Below are 18857 nucleotides of genomic sequence, written 5' to 3'. Positions count from 1 at the left end.
CTGTGACCGCGAACAGGACATACAGGTAGCTGACGAGCACCATCGTTCAGAAGAAGAACCCAACGAAATCCCATAAACTCGCCCAAAAATCCATGGACTTTGCCTTTCGGGGACAGTGGCCCGGCGCCCGGTCACGGGACCGTGACGGTCAATCGGGCCCTGATGCCGCACAAAATACCACCGGAGGATCAGGCGCGACACCTAGACTGCCGCCATGACTTCACGACGCGTCCTGGTCACCGGAGCAACGGGTTACATCGGCGGCCGGTTGGTACCCCTGCTGCTCGAGGCGGGTTTCACGGTGCGCGTACTCGTGCGTTCGCCGCAGAAGCTGACGGATGTCCCCTGGGCCGGCCAGGTCGAGATCGTCCGGGGCGACCTGGCGGACCCCGGATCGTTGCGGGAAGCCTGCGCCGACGTTGACGTGCTGTACTACCTCGTGCATTCCATGGGCGCCCGCGGGGACTTCGAGGCAACGGAGCGCACGGCCGCGGAGAACGTCGCGGCAGCCGCGGCAGCCGCCGGCGTCTCCCGGATCGTCTACCTGGGCGGGCTCCACCCCGATACCGACACGCTCTCCCCGCACCTCCGGTCGCGCGCGGAAGTGGGCAGGATCCTGCTGGCCTCGGGCGTGCCGACGGCAGCGTTGCAAGCCGGCGTGGTGATCGGATCCGGCTCGACGTCATTCGAAATGATCCGCCACCTCACCGACGTGCTGCCCTACATGCCGGCGCCCAAATGGGTGCGCAACCGCATCCAGCCGATCGCCGTGCGTGACGTGCTCTACTACCTCGTGGCCGCCGCCGGTCTCCCGGCCGACGTCAACCGCACCTTCGACATCGGCGGCCCCGATGTGCTCCGGTACGGCCAGATGATGAACGGCTACGCGCTGGAGGCCGGTCTCCGGCAGCGCCCGATCGCGGCCCTCCCCGTGCTCACGCCCTGGCTGGCATCCCAGTGGGTCAACCTGGTCACGCCCATCCCGCGCAACCTCGCCATCCCGATCATCGCGTCGCTCCAATACGACTGCGTGGTGCACGAGCGGGACATCGACACGTACATCCCCCGGCCCGAGGGGGACCTGACCGGGTATCGGCGCGCCGTGCGGCTCGCCCTGGGCCGGATGCAGGGCGGCGAGGTCGAAACGAGCTGGCGGAATGCGTCGATCGAGGGCGCGTCGAGCAACCCGCTGCCCAGCGACCCGGACTGGGCCGGACACCTCGTGTACACCGACCTGCGCCAGAAGCGCACGCGGGCGAAGCCGGAGGCCCTGTGGCGGGTGATCGAGGGCATCGGCGGGGAGAACGGCTGGTATTCGTTCCCGCTCGCCTGGGCCGTCCGAGGCTGGATGGACAAGGTTGTCGGCGGAGTGGGGCTCCGCCGCGGTCGCCGCGATCCGGACCGCCTGCACACTGGCGACGCGCTCGATTTCTGGCGGGTGGAACGCATCGACCGCGGCCGTTTCCTGCGCCTGCGAGCGGAGATGCGGGTGCCCGGCCGCGCCTGGCTGGAGCTGAGCGTCGAACCCACGGATGACGGCGGGGCGCTCTACCGGCAGCGCGCCATCTTCTTTCCCCGAGGGCTCGGCGGCCGGCTGTACTGGTGGTCGATCCTCCCGTTCCACGGCATCATCTTCCGCGGCATGGCCAACCGTGTCACGGAAGAGGCCGCCGCAGAGGGGTCAAGACCGGGAGAAGTCACCCCCGAGCTGGGGCAGCGTCGCAGGTAACGGAACGATAACGGGTCGCGGTAGAGTGACCGGACTGTCCGCCGCAGCGTGGCGCCGGGCAGCCAGAGAGGCTCTACCCTGCAATGAGCGTATTGAGGTCCGTCCGCGGCATGTCACTCCTGTTCGCGATCCCGGCGACGGCCCTCGTGGTCCTCGTGCTCGTGCTCGGTCCGCTCACCCAGCGGGTCGAGGCCGTCGACGTTTTCGGAACGCTGCGAGCGCCGGGTGAAGGCGCCTTCGTGGCCGGCCACCGCGGCGACGGGTCCGCGGCGCCGGAGAACACCATGCCCGCCTTCGACCTGGCGCTCAGCGGACCCAGCGAGTTCGTCGAGACCGACGTGCAACTGAGCAGCGACGGCGTGCCCGTCCTCTTCCACGACGTCACACTGGACCGAACGACCGACGGTCACGGAAGCGTCTCCGACCACACCGCGGCCGAGCTCGCGAGGCTCGACGCCGGCGCCTGGTACGGCAAGTCCTATGCCGGCACCCGGATCCCCACCCTCGACGCGTTCCTCGCCCGCGTGGCGGAATCGGACAAGAAGGCGCTGGTCGAGCTGAAGTTCGGCTGGACGGTGGAGCAGGTGCGCACGGTCACCACCCTGATCGACCGCCATGACGTTCGGTCGAGGGTCGTGCTGCAGAGCTTCAGCCTCGACACCCTGGCCAATCTCCAAGTCGCGGCGGCGCGCTACCCGCGGATCATGCTGGTGCGGGAGCTCCCGGGCGACCCTGTGCCGATGGCCCGCCAGTTCGGTGTCATCGCGCTCGCGACCACGGCGGCCGCGGTCCAGAATGCGCCGGATGCCGTGCGGCTGCTGCACGAGGCGGGGCTCGGCGTGATCTGCTACACGCTCAATTCCCGGGACATGTGGAGCGAAGTGCGGGACCACGGGGTCGACGGGATCATCACGGACACGCCCGGCGACCTCGAGTCGTGGCTGGCCGGCACGGGGCCCGGGACCGGGCGCGCGGCCGGTTCCGCAACCTAGCATCGGCTGGGAGTGCTAGCCACCCCGCCCCGTTGGGGGCATGATGGAGATGGTTTGAGGGAGGCCTGCATGTCGGGATCGATAGTTTTTCTCGGGGACGGACTCACAGCGGCTGGCCGCTGGGAGGAATCGCTTCCGACGTTCGAGGTGCAGAATCTCGGTGTCGGCGGGGACACCACCGACGAGGCCATTGCCCGGCTGGATTCCGTCGTCGGCATGGCACCGGACGCCGTCGTGCTGCTGATCGGCACCAACGACCTGGGCTGGCGCCGGTCGGACGAGTATGTCGTCCGCAACATCGAGACCATCCTCGTGACCCTCCGCAAGCGCCTCCCGCATACCCGGCTCCTCGTGCAGTCCGTGCTGCCGCGCGAGCGTGAATTCGCGACCACCATCCGGTCGATCAACCGCCACCTCCGCCAATTCGCGCCCACCCAGCACGCGCAGTACCTGGACCTCTGGCCGGCGATGGCCGAGCCCGACGGCGAACTGTCTGCCGCGTTCACCAACGACCGGCTCCACGTCAATGACGAAGGCTACGCGGCGTGGGTCGCCGAACTCGGCCCGGCGCTCGAGACGCTCTTCCTGCACGCCCCGACCACAACGGCCATACCGATCCAGCACGCCTGATCGTCGGTAAGGTGGGCGCATGCGTCGAGTAGCCCTGCTCCTGGTGGCGCTGTTCGGCGCCCTCGCGCTCGTTGTCGGGTCGATGGGCGGCGCGGCCGCGGCATCCACAGCGCGGGTTTCCGTCATCGGCGCGGTGCACCAGGGCACCGAGGACTTCACGTTCGACTCCTGGCACTCGGACTTCCGGCTCGGCCTCTCCGCCGACGGGCGCTCGACGCTGACCACAACCGAGGCGATCGTGGCCAGGTTTCCCGACGCCGACCAGAACCGGGGCATCCGTCGCGCCATCCCGACCCACTACGACGGGCATCCGACCGACCTGACGGTCGAGAGCGTCACCGACGGCACCGGTGCGCCGCGCGACTACGAGACCGAAACGAGCGACGACGGCCGGTTCCTGATGGTCACGATCGCGGCCGACGACTTCGTTCACGGCGCCCAGACGTACACGATCAGGTATCGCCAAACCAACGTGACGCTGTTCCCAAGCAACGCCGACGACGAGGAGTTCTACTGGGAGGTGAACGGCTCCGGGTGGGCCCAACCGTTCGGAGAGGTGAGCGCGACGCTGCACGTGGCCCCCGAACTCGTCCCGAAGCTCACCGGGGCCACCAGCTGCTACCAGGGCGCCAGTGCTTCCGGCGAGTCCTGCGCCACGCTCACCAGCGAGGCGGACGGCGACCGTTGGCGGATCGACGTAAGTGCCGGCAGCCTCGGGCCGCAGGAGGGCCTGACCCTGGCGGTCGGCTTCCAGGCCGGGACCTTCCTGCCCAGGGACGGCTCGTTCACCGCTAGCCCGTTCCCCGGCATCGGGCTCGGGGCGGCCCTGCTCGGCCTGGCCGCGATGGTCGTGGCCGGGATCGCCCGCCTGGGCCGGTGGCGCAGCCAGCCGGGGAGGCCGACGATTATCGCCGAGTACCTGCCACCGAAGGGCGTCAACCTGCTCGAGGCGGCGGACGTGGCGCGGGCCACCACCAAGGCCATGGCCGCCCAATTCCTCAGCTTCGCTGTCCGCGGTAACGTGCGCGTGCTCGAGGTGGAGGGCAAGAAGCATTACCAGCTCGAATTAGAGCACGCCGACCAGGTCGACGAGGCCGAGCGCAGCATCCTCGCCAGGCTCTTCCCCGGGCTGCAACAGGGCACCCGCCGTGACCTCAAGGCGAGGGACGCGAAGCTCTCGCTCGCCCTGCAGCGCGAGCTGCGGGTATCCCGCAAACGGATGCTCACCGCGGGTCTGCGGCAGAAGAAAGGCGGGGCCCTGCGCGTCTGGCTCATCGCCCTCGCCGTGGTCTCCGGCATCGTGAGCATCGGCGCGAGCGCCGTCGCGATCGGCAGCGAGATCGGGGGAGCCTGGCCGATCCTGGTCCTCATCCTGGGCGCGGCGTTCTCCGGCGGCATCCTCGCCCTGACGGCCAGCGTCCGCCCGCTCACCGCCGCGGGGGCGGAGCTCCGCGACTACCTCAAGGGCGTGAAGGTGTACATCGCGCTCGCCGAAGCCGACCGGCTTCGGGTGCTGCAGAGCCCGGAGGGCGCCCTGCGCTCGCCGTACCGGCCCGACCAGGCGGCGCTGCCGACCGACGCCGGCGCCGGGGGAACGCCGCAGGTCCTGAAACTCTACGAACGACTCCTGCCTTTCGCCGTGCTGTTCGGCCAGGAGAAGCAGTGGTCGCGGGTCCTGGGAGAGTACTACGAGGCCGGCGGAACCCAGCCCGGCTGGTACAGCGGACCAGGCGGATTCAACGCCGGCTATTTCGCGGCCGGTATCAGCTCGTTCGCCAGCACCACCTCGGCCAGCTGGTCGGGCAGCTCGTCGAGTTCCGGCTCCGGCGGCGGGGGTTCGGTCGGCGGCGGGGGCGGCGGCGGAGGCGGCGGAGGAGTCTGACCCGCGCGCGTGCCGGTGCTCGGGCACCGCCGCGTGGGCGTACACTGAAGGCGCGCCTGAAGGACCCGGTCACCGTCTCGACCGTGCACCTGCATCACAACCGCAGTTGCACGATGCTCGCCTCAGGGTTCGGCGCATCGATCGCACCGGCATCCGCGGATGCCGCGACACGACGAGCGAGTGCTTCCGCACTCGCTCTGAAGTGAAGTGGAGAAGCATGGCTAACACCCGCCACCAGGCCTCAGGCTCGGCCAGCCGAGGCAGCGCCCCCAGCAGGGGCAGCCGCCAGCGGCCCAGGTCCCGCGACGACGATGCCCCGATCATCCCGATTCTCGCGCGCAAGGTGCGCGAAGTGGAGGCGAAGGCGCAGGCCGGCGGCAAGCTGGGCCCCACCAACCGCACCAAGTACCAGGTCATCGCGCTGCTGATGCGCGAGGAACGCGCCAGGGTCAAGGGCGACTCTGAAATCGGCGACGTGAACCGGGCCGAACTGCTCAAGCGGCTGGACGGCATCGCCCAGATTCTGGCCAGGACGGCCGCCAGGGACACCAGCCTGATCACTCTGCTGGAACCGGACGCCGGGGTCTCCACCGTCGCCCAGCGTTTCCGCCGCGACTGGCTGCTGGAATCCGGCGCCGAGCTGAGCCCCGACGAACTCATCATCACCCGCGAGGCGGAGGCCAAACCGGAACTGCCGCAGAACCAGGTCGTTCCGAAGTCGGTCAAGGCCAGGCAGCTTGCGAATCCCTTTCTCGCCCCCGATTTCAGCGCGGCGCAGGCGCGCCCCGTCGTTACCGTTCGCCGGCTGGCCAACTGGGAACTGCTCGGCCCGCTGTTCAAATCGTTCGAGTACGGCTCCGGCGGACAGGCTGCCACCATGGCGCTGCCCGAGGCGCCCCGGCTCGACCGGCTGTCCCCGCGGGGCATGGAACTCATGCACCACCAGGCCAGGTTCATCGAAAGCGCGCGCCTCGGCCACCGCAGCTACCTGCTCGCCGACGAGCCGGGCCTCGGCAAGACCGCGCAGAGCCTGCTGGCCGCATCCGTCGCCGGCGCCTACCCGCTGCTGGCCGTCGTGCCGAACGTCGTCAAGATGAACTGGGCTCGCGAGGTCGAGCTGTGGACCCCGCACCGCCGGGCCACCGTCATCCACGGTGACGGCGACACCCTGGACGCCTTCGCCGACGTCGTCATCGTCAACTACGACGTGCTCGACCGGCACCGTACCTGGCTCGGCACCCTCGGTTTCAAGGGCATGGTCGTTGACGAGGCGCACTTCATCAAGAACCTGCAGTCGCAGCGGTCCAAGCACGTGCTGGCACTGGCCGAGCAGATCCGGCGGCGCACGCCCGGCGGCAACCCGCTGCTGATGGCCCTCACCGGCACGCCGCTGATCAACGACGTCGACGACTTCCGGGCGATCTGGCAGTTCCTCGGCTGGATCGACGGAGACAAGCCGGCACCGGCCCTGATGGCGAAGCTCGAAGAAATCGGCCTGACACCGGCCGATTTCGGCTTCTACGCCGAGGCCCGCAAGGCCGTCATCGACATGGGCATCGTGCGACGGCGCAAGGTGGATGTCGCAGCCGACCTGCCGGCCAAGCGCATCGCCGACCTCCCGGTCGAGCTCGATGACGACCTGGGACGCTCCATCCGCCAGGCCGAGCGGGAACTGGCCGCACGCCTCGTTACCCGGTACAACGCACTCGTGGCGGCCAGGCACCCGGGGACGGCGCCGGCGGACCTCGACGACGAACAACGCACCGCCTACATCCGGGCCGTCGCCAACGCCGAACTCGAAGAGTCCAAGGGCCAGACGACCGGCGAGAACGTCTTCACCATGGTACGCAAGATCGGCCAGGCGAAGGCCGGCCTGGCGGCGGACTACGCCGCCCAGCTGGCGCACTCCGTCGGCAAGGTCGTCTTCTTCGCCAAGCACATCGACGTGATGGATGCCGCGGAGAAGATCTTCGCCAAGCGCGACCTCCGCACGGTGTCCCTGCGCGGAGACCAGACCGCGGTGGCACGCCAGGCCGCCATCGACGCGTTCAACAATGACCCGGATGTCGCGGTCGCGGTCTGTTCGCTCACCGCGGCCGGCGTCGGCGTCAACCTGCAGGCCGCGTCGAACGTGGTCCTGGCCGAACTCAGTTGGACCGCCGCCGAGCAGACCCAGGCGATCGACCGGGTGCACCGCATCGGCCAGGACGAGCCCGTCACCGCGTGGCGGATCATCGCCGCGCACACCATCGACGCCCGCATCGCCGAGCTCATCGGGAGCAAGCAGGGCCTCGCCGCCCGGGCGCTCGACGGCTCGGAGGAGGAGATCTCCTCGGCCGACTCCGTGCAGGCCAGCGCGCTCATCTATCTGCTCGGTCAGGCGCTCGACGGCGAAATATAGGGTTCCTGATTTGAATCCGGTCGCCCGGAGGCAGCATGATATGTAGGCGGTGACTGGCGCCGACATGAATTCGTGTGCATGAAGGAGCGGCCCAATGAAGATCGGTATCCTCACCAGCGGTGGTGACTGCCCGGGCTTGAATGCGGTGATCCGCGGTGCGGTGCTCAAGGGCGTGCGCGTGCACGATGCCGAGTTCGTCGGCATCCGCAACGGCTGGCGCGGCCTCGTCGAGGGCGAGTTCATGAAACTCGACCGGCACAGCGTGCGGGGCCTCTCCCGCCAGGGCGGGACGATCCTCGGCAGCTCACGAACGAACCCGTTCGAGGGCGAGAACGGCGGGCCGGAGAACATCCAGAGGATGCTCGACGCCGAAGGCATCGATGCGGTCATCGCGATCGGCGGCGAGGGAACCCTCACCGCGGCGCGCCGCCTGACGGATGCCGGGCTGAAGATTGTGGGCGTGCCCAAGACCATCGACAACGACCTGGCCGCCACGGACTACTCGTTCGGCTTCGACACGGCCGTGGAGATCGCCACCGAGGCCATCGACCGTCTCCGCACCACCGCGGAGTCGCATGGCCGCTGCATGGTCGTCGAGGTCATGGGACGCCACGTCGGGTGGATCGCCCTGCACTCGGGCATGGCCGGGGGCGCGCACGCGATCCTCATCCCCGAACAGCCCAAGACCATCGAGCAGATCTGCGGGTGGGTGGAGCACGTCCGCGACCGCGGCCGAGCGCCCCTGATCGTCGTCTCCGAGGGCTTCCTGCTCGCCGGGATGGAGGAGGCGCACTCGACCAAGGGCCTGGACGCCTTCAACCGCCCGCGTCTCGGCGGCATCGGGGAAATCATCGCCCCGATGATCGAGGAACGCACCGGAGTGGAGTCGAGGGCCACCGTGCTCGGCCACACCCAGCGCGGCGGCGCCCCGTCGGCCTACGACCGGGTGCTCGCCACCCGCCTCGGCCTCGCGGCCGTCGACGCGATCTACGCCGGCCAGTGGGGCTCGATGGTCTCGCTCAAGGGCACGGACATCGAGATCGTCAGCATCGCGGACGCGACCATCGGCCTGAAGACCGTTCCCGACGCGCGCTACGACGAGGCCGCAGTCCTCTTCGGCTGACCCCTGCCCGACCAACCCTCATGCCGCGAAACCGCACTTGTGCGCGTTATGACCGCCGTTTAGCGCGCACAACTGCGGTTTCGCGGGAAGGGGAGAGGGGGGGGTGTCAGGCGAGTTTGGTTTGGATGTGGGCTAGCGAGGGGTTCGTCGCGGCGGAACCGTCGGGGAAGAGCACCGTCGGCACCGTGCGGTTGCCCCCATTGAGGCTCATCACCAGCTCGGACGTGCCGTCGACTTGCTCGACGTTGACCTCGGTGTAGCCGATCCCGGCCCGGTCGAGTTGCGACTTCAGGCGCGAGCAGTAGCCGCACCAGGTCGTCGTAAACATGGTGATCATTCCGGAGGCGGGCACAAAGTCCATCCCCGAAGCCTAACCGGGCGCCGCTGGGAGCTTGCCCGCCACTACGATTGGCTCCATGAACTTGCCCCAGGTGTGCGTGTGCTATCTGACACGACGCTCTCCGGACGGTACGCAGCAGGTGCTGCTCGGGCGCAAGAAGAAGGGCCTCGGCATCGGCAACATCGTCGGTCTGGGCGGCAAACTCGAGCCGGGCGAATCGGCTCTGGATGCCGCCGTCCGCGAGGTCGAGGAGGAATCCGGCCTGGTCGTGACGACCGCGGCCCTCGTTCCGCTCGGCGTGCTGACCTACCTGTTCCCGCACCGGGAATCGTGGAGCCAGGAATCGAACGTGTTCGTCTGCACGGAATGGACCGGCACCCCGCGGGAGTCCGACGAGCTCAACCCCGAATGGTTCGACGTGGCGACCCTGCCCGTCGACGAGATGTGGGATGACGCCCGGCACTGGCTGCCGGGAGTGCTCGCCGGGACTCCGGTGCGCGCAACATTCACGTTTGGCGAAGACCTGGAGACGGTTGTGGCTCGTGCCTGAATTGACCCTCATCGTTGTGCTGGTGATCGCCCTGGCGCTCATCTTCGACTTCACCAACGGCTTCCACGACACGGCGAACGCGATGGCGACCCCGATCGCCACCGGCGCGATGAAGCCCAAAGTCGCCGTCATGGTCGCGGCCGTACTCAACCTGATCGGCGCGTTCCTGTCCACAGAGGTCGCCAGGACGATTTCCGGCGGCATGATCAAGGAGGGTGAGGACGGCATCCTGATCACCCCGGAGCTCATCTTCGCCGGCCTGATCGGGGCCATCGTCTGGAACCTGATCACCTGGCTGCGCGGCCTGCCGTCCAGCTCGAGCCATGCGCTCTTCGGCGGACTGATCGGAGCCACCGTCATCGGCGTCGGATTCCAGGCGGTCGACTACGACGTCGTGATGGCCAAGGTCATCCTGCCGGCGATCATCGCCCCGATCATCGTGGGGGTTGTGGCCTTCATCGCGACCCGGCTCGCCTACGCCGTCACCCGCCGGGAGGTGGGCCGGCCCGACGGCCGCGGCGGCTTCCGTTACGCGCAGGTCTTCTCGTCGTCGCTCGTCGCCCTCGCGCACGGCACCAACGACGCGCAGAAGACCATGGGTGTGATCACCCTGACCCTGATCGCCAGCGGATACCAGACCGTCGGGACCGGACCGGAGTTCTGGGTCATCGCGTCGTGTGCGCTCGCGATCGCGATCGGAACCTACACGGGCGGCTGGCGCATCATCCAGACCATGGGACGCGGCCTCACCGACGTCAAGCCGGCCCAGGGCTTCGCCGCGGAGACCAGCACCGCCGCCACCATCCTCGCCTCCAGCCACCTCGGGTTCGCCCTGTCGACCACCCAGGTTGCCTCCGGCTCCGTGATCGGGTCCGGCCTCGGACGCCGTGGCTCGACCGTGCGCTGGGGGATGGCGGGCCACATAGCGCTCGGCTGGGTGCTCACCCTGCCTGCCGCCGGCATCATGGGCGCGTTCGCCGCCGGTCTGGCCCTCCTCGGCCCGGTCGGGATCGTGCTCGACGTGATCATCGGTTCGATCGTCGTCGCCGGCATCTACTGGTGGTCGCGCAGCAGCCGGGTGACACACCACCATCTGCTCCACGACATCGACGACGCCGGTCACGTGGTGAGGATCACCAAGACCCCGCGGAAGCCGGCTCGCCGGGACCGAAAGAAGGTGGCCCTGTGATCGACTGGCTCGCGTTTGTCGTTGTCGCCGGCGCCTCGCTCATCTCATCCGCCCTGATCGTGACCCTGTACTCGCTCGGCCTGCGCCTGATGACCAGCGCGGGCCGCAGCCCGGTGGTGGGCCCCGCCGAGTTCACCGGGGCGATCACCGTGCTGACCCCGAAGCGGGCGGCCAAGGAGGCCAAGCGCACGCGCAAGGCCCTCGCCGCGAACCCGCTCACCGACGATCAGAAGAAGCTCGCCCTGGTCGGCGCATACGCCTGTTTCGCGCTCTGTGTCGGTGCGGTGCTGTTCGGCGTCTACCTGATCGTCCCGGCGCTCCACGGCGGCTAGCTACCGCAGGCCCTCCAGCTGAGTTGTCCGCCTGCTCCTTCAGCCCTCAGCCCTCAGTGCTCCTCGCGGGTCGGGCCGTCGGGCGCGTCGGCTTTGCGTCGGAGTTCGGCGCTGATGGCGGTGCCGATTATGGTCTCCGGCTCGGTCACGTAGGTGTGGCCGGTCGGGGTGGTCCAGGTCAGGGTGCCGGTTCCGTCGGAGGCCTGGCTGACTTTCCAGCCGGCCTCGTGTTTGAGGGCGTGGCTGGCGGGGCAGAGGTGGGCGAGTTGTTGTGGTCGGTTCGTCCGCCGAATGCCCAGTCGAGGCCGTGGTCGATGTCCGAGCGGCTGGCCGCCCGGCTGCACCCGGGGTGCCGGCAGGTGCCGTCCCGCACCTGAAGCATCGTGCGGAGCGAGGCGGGGATCGTGTACCGGTCCCGGCCGACCGAGAGCACCGCGCCGGTCTCCGGGTGGGTCAGGATCCGCACCGCGCTCGGACACTTCGCCGCCAGCGCCCTGGCCGTGTCCGGATCGATCGGCCCGTACCCGTCGAGGCTGCCCGGCTCCTCGGTGACACCGAGGAGGGTGAGCATCGGGACGGTCACGATCAGGTTCGGCCGGAGCCCGCCCAGGCTGCCGGCAGCCCCGGCCGTTTCCGTGCAGCCAGTCTCCGCGCAGCCGGTCTGCAGGAGCAGGTCGCGGAACACGTCCGCGCGCAGCTGGGTGAGCGTGCGCGGCTCGTCCGGCCCCTGCAGGGCGATCGCCCGGTCCGTCACCTGGCCGTAGATGCCGAGGGCGTCCGACGCCGGCAGGTAGGCGCTGAGCCAGCCCATCCCGTCGCGGGCCGGGTCGAACCTGAGTGACCGGTCGGCCACGCTCCGCACATGCCGGGCCGTGATCGACTCCGGATCGATCCGCTCCCGCAGCTTCCTGGTCTTCCTTTCGAACTGCGACGCCGTCAACCGGCCGGCCGACGGCAACGCTTCCTGCTCCAGCTGCCGGGCCGCCGCCTCCGGAAGTCCCGCGGTTTCGTTGACGAGGACGATCGCCTGCCGGTAGCCGATCCGCCCCGCGGCCAGGGCCGAAAGGGTGTCGGGCAGGTCCTGGACCAGGGCCCGGCTGCTCTCCAGCAGGCCCGAGGCCGTCGACTCCGGGATCCGCAGCGCGCAGGCCAGCTCGGCCACCAGGGACCGGCGGGTCAACGCCGGACTGAACGCACTGCCGTCGAGCTCCCGCTCGCTGCAGACCCGGGCCGCGTCTATCGCGACCACCCGGGCCGCGGCCTGCACCGCCATCGCCCGGTCGATGGCGGTGACCGCATCGATGAGCGCGCCGAGTTCCTCCAGGTGGACCGCGGCCGCTGTCAGCGGCTGACCCTGGTCGGGGGCGACACCCGGGTCAACGCCCGGGTTAGGGCCGGCCGGGAGTGCCCGACCGGGTGGTCCTGTGATGGTTTCCATACGCCAACGGTACGGCGAACCACCGACATTCTTCCGGCCTGAAACCACCCCTGACCGGCCCTTGTGCATAACTTCCGGCACGCCCGACCTGTGGAAGACAGGCGCAGGAACGGCGCCACTCGCGCACCCCCGCACGCAGCGAGAGTCGCCGTTCCTGCCGACAATCGCCGTTGCAACGGCGACTCTCGGCGGAAACGGCGACTCTCGGCGCCGGACAGTCCGGCGTGCGGGGCTAGCTGGTGCCGCGGACCCGCCCGATAGCGCTCATCAGGTGGTAGATCACGATGGCGGCGATCGTGCCCAGCGCGATGCCGTTGAAGCTGAACGCGCCGACCGTGAATGTGTAGTTGGCGATCCCGATGACCAGGGCGGTCGCGGCCGTGAACTGGTTGACCGGCTTGCTGAAGTCGACCTTGTTGTCGAGCCAGATCTTCACGCCGATCACGCCGATCAGACCGTACAGGGCGGTGGTCACGCCGCCGAGCACGCCGGCCGGAATCGTGTTGATCAGCTCGCCCATCTTCGGCGACAGGCCGAGCAGGATGGCCACCATTCCGGCCACCCAATACGCCGCCGTCGAGTAGACGCGGGTGGCGGCCATGACCCCGATGTTCTCGCCGTAGGTGGTGGTGCCCGAGCCGCCGCCGAAGCCGGCGAGCACGGTGGCCAGGCCGTCGGCGAACAGCGCGCGTCCGGTGTACTGGTTCACGCTGGCATCCGTCATCTGGGCCACGCCTTTGATGTGGCCGACGTTCTCGGCGATCAGCACGAGCACGACCGGCAGGAACGCCGGCAGCACGCCCCACACGGCCGGGTTCTCGAACGGGTTCGACGGCGCGGTGAACTGCGGCAGGCCGATCCAGGCCGCCTCGGCGACCTTGCTGAAGTCCACCTCGCCGAACATCACTGCGGCGACATAGCCGACGACGACGCCGAGGAAGATCGACAGCCGCCCCAGGATGCCGCGGAACAGCACCGTGCACAGGATGACGGCGGCCAGGGTGATCACGGCGGTGAGCGGCGCCGCCTCGAAGTTGGTCTTCGCGACCGGCGCAAGGTTGAACCCGATCAGCGCCACGATGGCCCCGGACACGACCGGTGGCATCAGCGTGTCGATCCAGCCGGTGCCGGTGAACTGCACGAGCAGGCCGATGGCTGCCAGCAGGGCGCCGACGACGAGGATGCCGAACAGGGCGCTCCCCATCCCGGCCGAGGCGGTCGCTGCGACGATGGGCGCGATGAACGCGAACGAGGAGCCCAGGTAGCTGGGCAGCCGGTTCTTCGTGATCAGCAGGAAGAGCAGGGTTCCGATGCCGGAGAACAGCAGGGTAGTGCTCGGCGGGAAGTCGGTGAGCAGCGGCACGAGGAACGTCGCGCCGAACATGGCGACCACGTGCTGGGCGCCGATTCCGATGGTGATCGGCCAGCTGAGGCGTTCACCCGGACCGACGACCTCTCCTGCGGGAACCGATTTTCCGTCACCGTGCAGCGTCCAGGGCAGAGCCATTGTTTCTCGTTTCATTCGTTCTTAGCCTCAGGCGATCGTAGTGAATAAGATCGGGGGCGTGAGTCAACTCGCCCGAACGGACCGCCCCCGCCGCGACGCAGGCCCGGTTGCCGAGGTGCGCGTGGCGACGGGCATGCTCCGCGGCGTCGCCGAACGCGGTGTGCTTTCCTGGCGCGGCATTCCCTATGCAGCGGCGCCGGCAGGACCGCTCCGGTTCCGGTCACCGCAGCCGGCCGAGCCCTGGGCAGGGGTGCGTGACGCCGGCGACTGGGGTCCGGTCGCCCCGCAGCTGCGGCGTGGCCAGTTCATCGGCGCCCACCCGCGCATCCCGCAGGACGAGGATTGCCTGAGCCTCAACGTCCTGGCGCCCGACGCCCCGATCGATCCTGGCTCCCTCCGGCCGGTGATGGTGTTCATCCACGGCGGTGCGTACAGCGTTGGTTCGTCGCGGGAGGTCCCGCACCAGGGCGAGGGGCTGGTGCGCCGCGGCGGCGTGGTCTACGTCAGCCTGAACTACCGGCTGGGCGCCCTCGGCTACCTCGACTTCACCCGGTACTCCACGCCGGCGCGCCCCATTGAGAGCAACCTCGGCCTGCGCGACCAGGTGGCGGCCCTGCGCTGGGTGCGGGAGAACATCCACGCCTTCGGCGGCGACCCGGATGCCGTCACCCTGTTCGGCGAATCGGCCGGCGGAAACGCGGTCACCACGCTGATGACCGTTCCGGCGGCGGCCGGCCTGTTCCAGCGGGCGATCGTGCAGAGTGCGCCGCCGAACGCGGTGTATCCGAGCGCGCTCAGCGCCCAGTGGGCAGGCGACTTCGTCGAGATCCTGCGAGGCCTGGTGGGCGACGGCGCCGATGCCGATGCCGCGAGCCTGCTGGTCGGCGCCGATCCGTCGACCCTCGCCGCAGCGACGGCCGTCCTCACCTCGCGCGCACCCGACAGCTACCCGGGCACGATTCCCCTCTGCCCGGTCATCGACGGTGATTTCCTGCCCGAACGTCCGCTGGACGCCTTCCGGGACGGGCGGGCGCACCGGGTTCCCCTGATCATCGGCACGAACGAGCGTGAGGGCTCGCTGTTCAGCGGGCGGATCGACATTCTCGCCTCGACGCCCCCGCGCATCCGGGCCATCTTCACGAAGACGAAGAAGAAGGCGCGGAAGGCGCTCAAGGCGCACTACCCCGGCCTGCCCGACCAGCGAGCGGCGCTCGATTTCGGCGGCGACTACTCGTTTTGGTATCCGAGCGTGCGGGTGGGGGAGCGGCACTCCCGCTATGCGCCGGTGCATTTCTACCGCTTCGACGCGGCGCCCCTGCTGCTGCGCCGGATGGGCCTCGACGCCACGCACGGGCTGGAGATGTTCCCCTTGTTCGACCGGCTCGACGGCTGGTTCGGGCGCGGGATGACGGTGCTCGGCGGCCGCCGCACGTTCAAAGCCATCGGCGCCAGGATGCAGGGCTGGTGGACCGAGTTCGCCGCGACCGGCGTGCCGGACGCCGACTGGCCCCGGTACGAGGAGTCCGAGCGGAGGACGCTGATCATCGACGCCGTCGACCGGGTCGAGTCGGATCCGCTCGGCGACCGCCGACGTGCCTGGGGCGCCTTCGTCCCCCATGTCTGACGGGAATCACCGTGCGCGTAGACTGGGCGACTGAGACTTAGCCGCGACGGCCACGGGAGAACACCATTTCAGCAACACAGACCGACACCGTTACGCCCGCGCCGAAGCAGGGATTCACGGCCCGCACCGATCGGTACTTCGAGATCACCACCCGCGGCTCCACCTGGGGCCGGGAGGTGCGCGGAGGCGTCGTGACCTTCGTGACGATGGCCTACATCGTCATTCTCAACCCGCTCATCCTCGGCGGGTTCAGCGCCGACCAGGCCACCGTCGACGTGGCCGGCAACTGGCTGCCGAACGCGCAGGTTGCGGCCGTGACCGCCCTGACCGCCGGCGTCATGACCATCCTGTTTGGGGTCATCGCCCGGCTGCCGTTCGGCTTCGCCGCCGGTCTCGGCATCAACTCCTTCCTGGCCGCGAGTGTCGTCGGCCAGGTGACCTGGGCCGAGGCGATGGGCCTGGTCGTCATCAACGGGCTCATCATCGTTCTGCTTGCCTCGACCGGGCTTCGCGCAATGATTTTCACCGCGGTACCGCAGCAGCTGAAGCTCGCCATCACGGTCGGGATCGGTCTGTTCATCGCCTTCATCGGCCTGGTCGACTCCGGATTCGTGCGTTCCAGCGGTTTCGCCGCGCCGCCGGTTCAACTCGGGGAGAACGGCTCGGTCACGACCCTGCCCACCACGGTCTTCGTGATCGGCCTGATCATCATCGGCGTGCTCCTGGCGCGCAAGGTGAAGGCCGCACTGCTGATCGGCATCGTCGCGACCACCGTCATCGCCGTCATCCTCGAGGCCATCTTCAAGGTCGGGCCGTCGTTCGGCACCAATCCGGCCGGCTGGAACCTGAACGCGCCCGTGCTGCCGAGCAGCATCGTCGCCATGCCCGACCTGAGCCTGCTCGGCCAGGTCAGCTTCGGTGCCTTCGACCGCATCGGCGTGCTCGCCGCCACCATGCTCGTCTTCACGCTCGTCTTCACGAACTTCTTCGACGCCATGGGCACGATGACCGGCCTGGCCAACGAGGCCGGGCTGGCCGACAAGGACGGCAACTTCCCGCGGCTCAAGTCCGCGCTGATCGTCGAGGGTATCGGCGCGGTGGCCGGCGGGGCGGCATCCGCTTCGTCGAACACGGTGTTCATCGAGTCCGGCGCCGGCATCAGCGAGGGAGCCCGCACGGGCCTGGCCAATGTCGTGACCGGGGTTCTGTTCCTCGCCGCGATGTTCTTCACTCCGCTCACCCAGATCGTGCCGCTCGAGGTTGCTGCTGCCGCGCTGGTGATCGTCGGGGCGCTCATGGTCTCGCAGATCCGGCACATCGACTTCAGCGAATTCTCGATCGTGCTGCCGGTCTTCCTCACCATCATCGTGATGCCGCTCACGTACTCGATCGCGAACGGCATCGGCGCCGGATTCATCAGCTGGGTGCTCGTGCGCTCGCTCTCCGGCAAGGCCAGGGGCGTCAGCCCGCTGCTCTGGATCGTGGCCGTCGGCTTCCTGGTCTACTTCGTGCGCGGCCCGATCGAAGCCCTGCTGGGCTGATCCGCCCCAGGCGGCTACTCGAGGAAGCCCCGCAGGAGCAGGGCGGTGCCGTCGAGGTGCTCGCTCATCGCCTGGGCCGCGGCCTCGGGCCGGCCGGTGAGGATCGCGATCGCGATCTGCTCGTGCTGCGCGTTCGAGTGGGCGATGTTCGGTCCGAGTGAGGGAATGTTGTCGAGCAGCTCGTTGACGCGCATCCGAACGTCGGCGATCAGCGGCATCAGCGAGGCAGAACCGGCCAGCTCGCCGATCGTGAGGTGGAACCTCGAGTCCAGGCGGCGGTAATTCTCCCCGGCTGCCGCCTTCGCCTCGGTGAGGCTGGCCCAGAGCAGTTCCCGTTCGCCCGGGGACAACGGCCTCCCGGCCGCGTGCCGCGCGGCTCCCACCTCGAGGATCTCGCGGAGGGTGAGGGTGTCCTCGATCTCGGCGGGTGAGATCTCACGTCCGGGCCTGAACGCACCGTCCCCGTCCGTCCCTGGCGTGGGCACGGGGAGCTCGTCGCTGACGAATGTCCCGCCGTACCGTCCCCGCCGGGAGACGAGGTAGCCGGCGTCGGCGAGGGAGGCGATCGCGTCCCGGAGCGTGGCCCGGCTGACGGCGAGCATCGCGGAGAGTTCCCGCTCGGGCGGCAACCGCTCGCCGGGAGCGATGAGCCCGAGGCGCACCGTCTGCAGCAGGCGCTGCACGGTCTCCTCGAACGCGTTGCCCCCGGCCACCGGCCGCAGGAGCAAGCCGCCATCGAGCCCGGCCGGTTCCTGCATCACATTGGCGTCGTATAGGCGGAACTGATGCCGCCGTCAACGAGGAAGGTCGAGGCGGTGATGAAGGATGCGTCGTCGCTGGCCAGGAAGGCGACAGCCGCGGCGAGCTCCTCGGCCTCGGCGAACCGGCCGAGCGGCACGTGCACGAGCCGGCGTGCGGCCCGCTCCGGGTCGGCGGCGAAGAGCTCCTGCAGCAGCGGCGTGTTCGCCGGCCCCGGGCAGAGAGCATTCACCCGGATGCCCTGCCTGGCGAACTGCACGCCCAGCTCACGGCTCATCGCGAGCACGCCGCCCTTGGACGCGGTGTACGAGATCTGGCTGGTCGCCGAGCCCATCACGGCCACGAACGAGGCCGTGTTGATGATCGAGCCCTTGCCCTGCCGGACCATGTGCCGGAGGGCCGCCCTGCAGCAGAGGTAGACCGACTTGAGGTTGACGTCCTGCACCTTCTGCCAGGCCGGCAGCTCCGTGGTCTCGATCGAGTCGTCTTCCGGCGGTGAGATGCCCGCGTTGTTGAACGCGATGTCGACGGAGCCGTAGGTGAGATAGGCGGTGTCGAACAGTGCGTTCACCTCATCCTCCTCGGTCACGTTCACCTTGAAGAAGAGGCCGTCGACGAGGTCGGCGGCGGCGAGCCCGGCCTTCTCGTCCATATCCCCGATCACCACCTTCGCGCCCTCCGCCGCGAAACGCTTCGCCGTCGCGAGGCCGATCCCGCTCGCTCCGCCGGTGATCACGGCGACCTTGCCCGCGAGGCGCTGGGTGAGGTCAATGGGGGTGATGCTGCTCATGGGCTGCTCCTTGCGTGAAAGTGGGCGTGA

At 69.1% G+C, this 18857-nt stretch carries 16 protein-coding genes; 11 read left to right on the top strand and 5 right to left on the bottom strand.

Annotation, left to right across the window (positions count from 1 at the left end):
* Positions 1-214 precede the first annotated feature (214 nt).
* From E3T33_RS05240 to E3T33_RS05215, 6 genes are all read left to right on the top strand, one after another.
* Positions 215-1729: an SDR family oxidoreductase gene (locus E3T33_RS05240; RefSeq protein WP_134574910.1), complete on the top strand. Its 1515-nt coding sequence runs from the start codon at positions 215-217 to the stop codon at positions 1727-1729.
* Positions 1730-1839: 110 nt separating this feature from the next.
* Positions 1840-2721, top strand: a complete 882-nt coding sequence (locus tag E3T33_RS05235) for a glycerophosphodiester phosphodiesterase family protein (protein WP_166784406.1) — start codon at positions 1840-1842, stop codon at positions 2719-2721.
* A 69-nt stretch (positions 2722-2790) separates the two neighbouring features.
* A complete protein-coding gene (locus tag E3T33_RS05230) occupies positions 2791-3351 on the top strand; it encodes a GDSL-type esterase/lipase family protein (protein ID WP_092321565.1) in 561 nt (186 codons plus the stop codon).
* A gap of 19 nt (positions 3352-3370) precedes the next feature.
* The gene (locus E3T33_RS05225) at positions 3371-5233 is read left to right on the top strand and encodes a DUF2207 domain-containing protein (protein WP_134574908.1); all 1863 of its coding nucleotides are present in this window, start codon (positions 3371-3373) and stop codon (positions 5231-5233) included.
* A 217-nt stretch (positions 5234-5450) separates the two neighbouring features.
* The gene (locus tag E3T33_RS05220; protein ID WP_134574907.1) at positions 5451-7634 is read left to right on the top strand and encodes a DEAD/DEAH box helicase; all 2184 of its coding nucleotides are present in this window, start codon (positions 5451-5453) and stop codon (positions 7632-7634) included.
* A gap of 94 nt (positions 7635-7728) precedes the next feature.
* A complete protein-coding gene (locus tag E3T33_RS05215) occupies positions 7729-8757 on the top strand; it encodes a 6-phosphofructokinase (RefSeq protein WP_092321562.1) in 1029 nt (342 codons plus the stop codon).
* A gap of 106 nt (positions 8758-8863) precedes the next feature.
* On the opposite strand, the gene E3T33_RS05210 is transcribed toward E3T33_RS05215, so the two are convergent.
* Positions 8864-9118 (bottom strand): mycoredoxin, encoded by a 255-nt coding sequence (locus E3T33_RS05210; protein ID WP_092321561.1) that lies wholly within the window; start codon positions 9116-9118, stop codon positions 8864-8866.
* 55 nt (positions 9119-9173) lie between these two features.
* Between E3T33_RS05210 and E3T33_RS05205 the strand changes: the two genes are divergently transcribed.
* From E3T33_RS05205 to E3T33_RS05195, 3 genes are read left to right on the top strand one after another with little or no spacing between them, the layout of a single operon-like run.
* A complete protein-coding gene (locus E3T33_RS05205) occupies positions 9174-9647 on the top strand; it encodes an 8-oxo-dGTP diphosphatase (RefSeq protein ID WP_092321560.1) in 474 nt (157 codons plus the stop codon).
* Positions 9640-10836, top strand: coding sequence for an inorganic phosphate transporter (locus E3T33_RS05200; protein ID WP_174775352.1), 1197 nt, complete (start codon positions 9640-9642; stop codon positions 10834-10836). The genes E3T33_RS05205 and E3T33_RS05200 overlap by 8 nt, the downstream gene beginning before the upstream one ends.
* Positions 10833-11168, top strand: a complete 336-nt coding sequence (locus E3T33_RS05195) for a peptidase (protein ID WP_092321558.1) — start codon at positions 10833-10835, stop codon at positions 11166-11168. The genes E3T33_RS05200 and E3T33_RS05195 overlap by 4 nt, the downstream gene beginning before the upstream one ends.
* A 178-nt stretch (positions 11169-11346) precedes the next feature.
* Here E3T33_RS05195 and E3T33_RS05190 read toward each other — a convergent pair whose 3' ends face one another.
* Together E3T33_RS05190 and E3T33_RS05185 are read right to left on the bottom strand one after the other, a co-directional pair.
* Positions 11347-12606 (bottom strand): DUF222 domain-containing protein, encoded by a 1260-nt coding sequence (locus E3T33_RS05190; protein WP_166784405.1) that lies wholly within the window; start codon positions 12604-12606, stop codon positions 11347-11349.
* Positions 12607-12838: 232 nt separating this feature from the next.
* Complete coding sequence (locus E3T33_RS05185; RefSeq protein WP_092325264.1) at positions 12839-14113, bottom strand: solute carrier family 23 protein; 1275 nt, start codon at positions 14111-14113, stop codon at positions 12839-12841.
* A 40-nt stretch (positions 14114-14153) separates the two neighbouring features.
* Here E3T33_RS05185 and E3T33_RS05180 point away from each other — a divergent pair, with 40 nt between their 5' ends.
* A complete protein-coding gene (locus tag E3T33_RS05180) occupies positions 14154-15737 on the top strand; it encodes a carboxylesterase/lipase family protein (RefSeq protein WP_241982830.1) in 1584 nt (527 codons plus the stop codon).
* 143 nt (positions 15738-15880) lie between these two features.
* The gene (locus E3T33_RS05175) at positions 15881-17278 is read left to right on the top strand and encodes an NCS2 family permease (protein WP_241982831.1); all 1398 of its coding nucleotides are present in this window, start codon (positions 15881-15883) and stop codon (positions 17276-17278) included.
* A 14-nt stretch (positions 17279-17292) separates the two neighbouring features.
* Here the strand turns inward: E3T33_RS05175 and E3T33_RS05170 are convergent, their stop codons facing one another.
* Positions 17293-18036, bottom strand: coding sequence for an FCD domain-containing protein (locus tag E3T33_RS05170; protein WP_092325268.1), 744 nt, complete (start codon positions 18034-18036; stop codon positions 17293-17295).
* Complete coding sequence (locus tag E3T33_RS05165) at positions 18036-18827, bottom strand: 3-oxoacyl-ACP reductase (protein WP_166784404.1); 792 nt, start codon at positions 18825-18827, stop codon at positions 18036-18038. Before E3T33_RS05165 ends, E3T33_RS05170 begins: the two co-directional genes overlap by 1 nt.
* Between the last annotated feature and the right edge of the window lie 30 nt (positions 18828-18857).

The sequence above is a fragment of the Cryobacterium sp. TMT1-2-1 genome (assembly GCF_004403955.1).
Classification (GTDB): domain Bacteria; phylum Actinomycetota; class Actinomycetes; order Actinomycetales; family Microbacteriaceae; genus Cryobacterium; species Cryobacterium psychrotolerans.
The sequence above is the reverse complement of the archived record's forward strand: the minus strand, read 5'-3'. Positions and strand labels throughout refer to the sequence as shown.

Coding starts and splice junctions, on each gene's coding strand:
- E3T33_RS05240 (WP_134574910.1), top strand. CDS start 215: ATGACTTCACGACGCGTCCTGGTCACCGGAGCAACGGGTTACATCGGC.
- E3T33_RS05235 (WP_166784406.1), top strand. CDS start 1,840: ATGTCACTCCTGTTCGCGATCCCGGCGACGGCCCTCGTGGTCCTCGTG.
- E3T33_RS05230 (WP_092321565.1), top strand. CDS start 2,791: ATGTCGGGATCGATAGTTTTTCTCGGGGACGGACTCACAGCGGCTGGC.
- E3T33_RS05225 (WP_134574908.1), top strand. CDS start 3,371: ATGCGTCGAGTAGCCCTGCTCCTGGTGGCGCTGTTCGGCGCCCTCGCG.
- E3T33_RS05220 (WP_134574907.1), top strand. CDS start 5,451: ATGGCTAACACCCGCCACCAGGCCTCAGGCTCGGCCAGCCGAGGCAGC.
- E3T33_RS05215 (WP_092321562.1), top strand. CDS start 7,729: ATGAAGATCGGTATCCTCACCAGCGGTGGTGACTGCCCGGGCTTGAAT.
- E3T33_RS05210 (WP_092321561.1), bottom strand. CDS start 9,118: ATGGACTTTGTGCCCGCCTCCGGAATGATCACCATGTTTACGACGACC.
- E3T33_RS05205 (WP_092321560.1), top strand. CDS start 9,174: ATGAACTTGCCCCAGGTGTGCGTGTGCTATCTGACACGACGCTCTCCG.
- E3T33_RS05190 (WP_166784405.1), bottom strand. CDS start 12,606: ATGGAAACCATCACAGGACCACCCGGTCGGGCACTCCCGGCCGGCCCT.
- E3T33_RS05185 (WP_092325264.1), bottom strand. CDS start 14,113: ATGGCTCTGCCCTGGACGCTGCACGGTGACGGAAAATCGGTTCCCGCA.
- E3T33_RS05170 (WP_092325268.1), bottom strand. CDS start 18,036: ATGCAGGAACCGGCCGGGCTCGATGGCGGCTTGCTCCTGCGGCCGGTG.
- E3T33_RS05165 (WP_166784404.1), bottom strand. CDS start 18,827: ATGAGCAGCATCACCCCCATTGACCTCACCCAGCGCCTCGCGGGCAAG.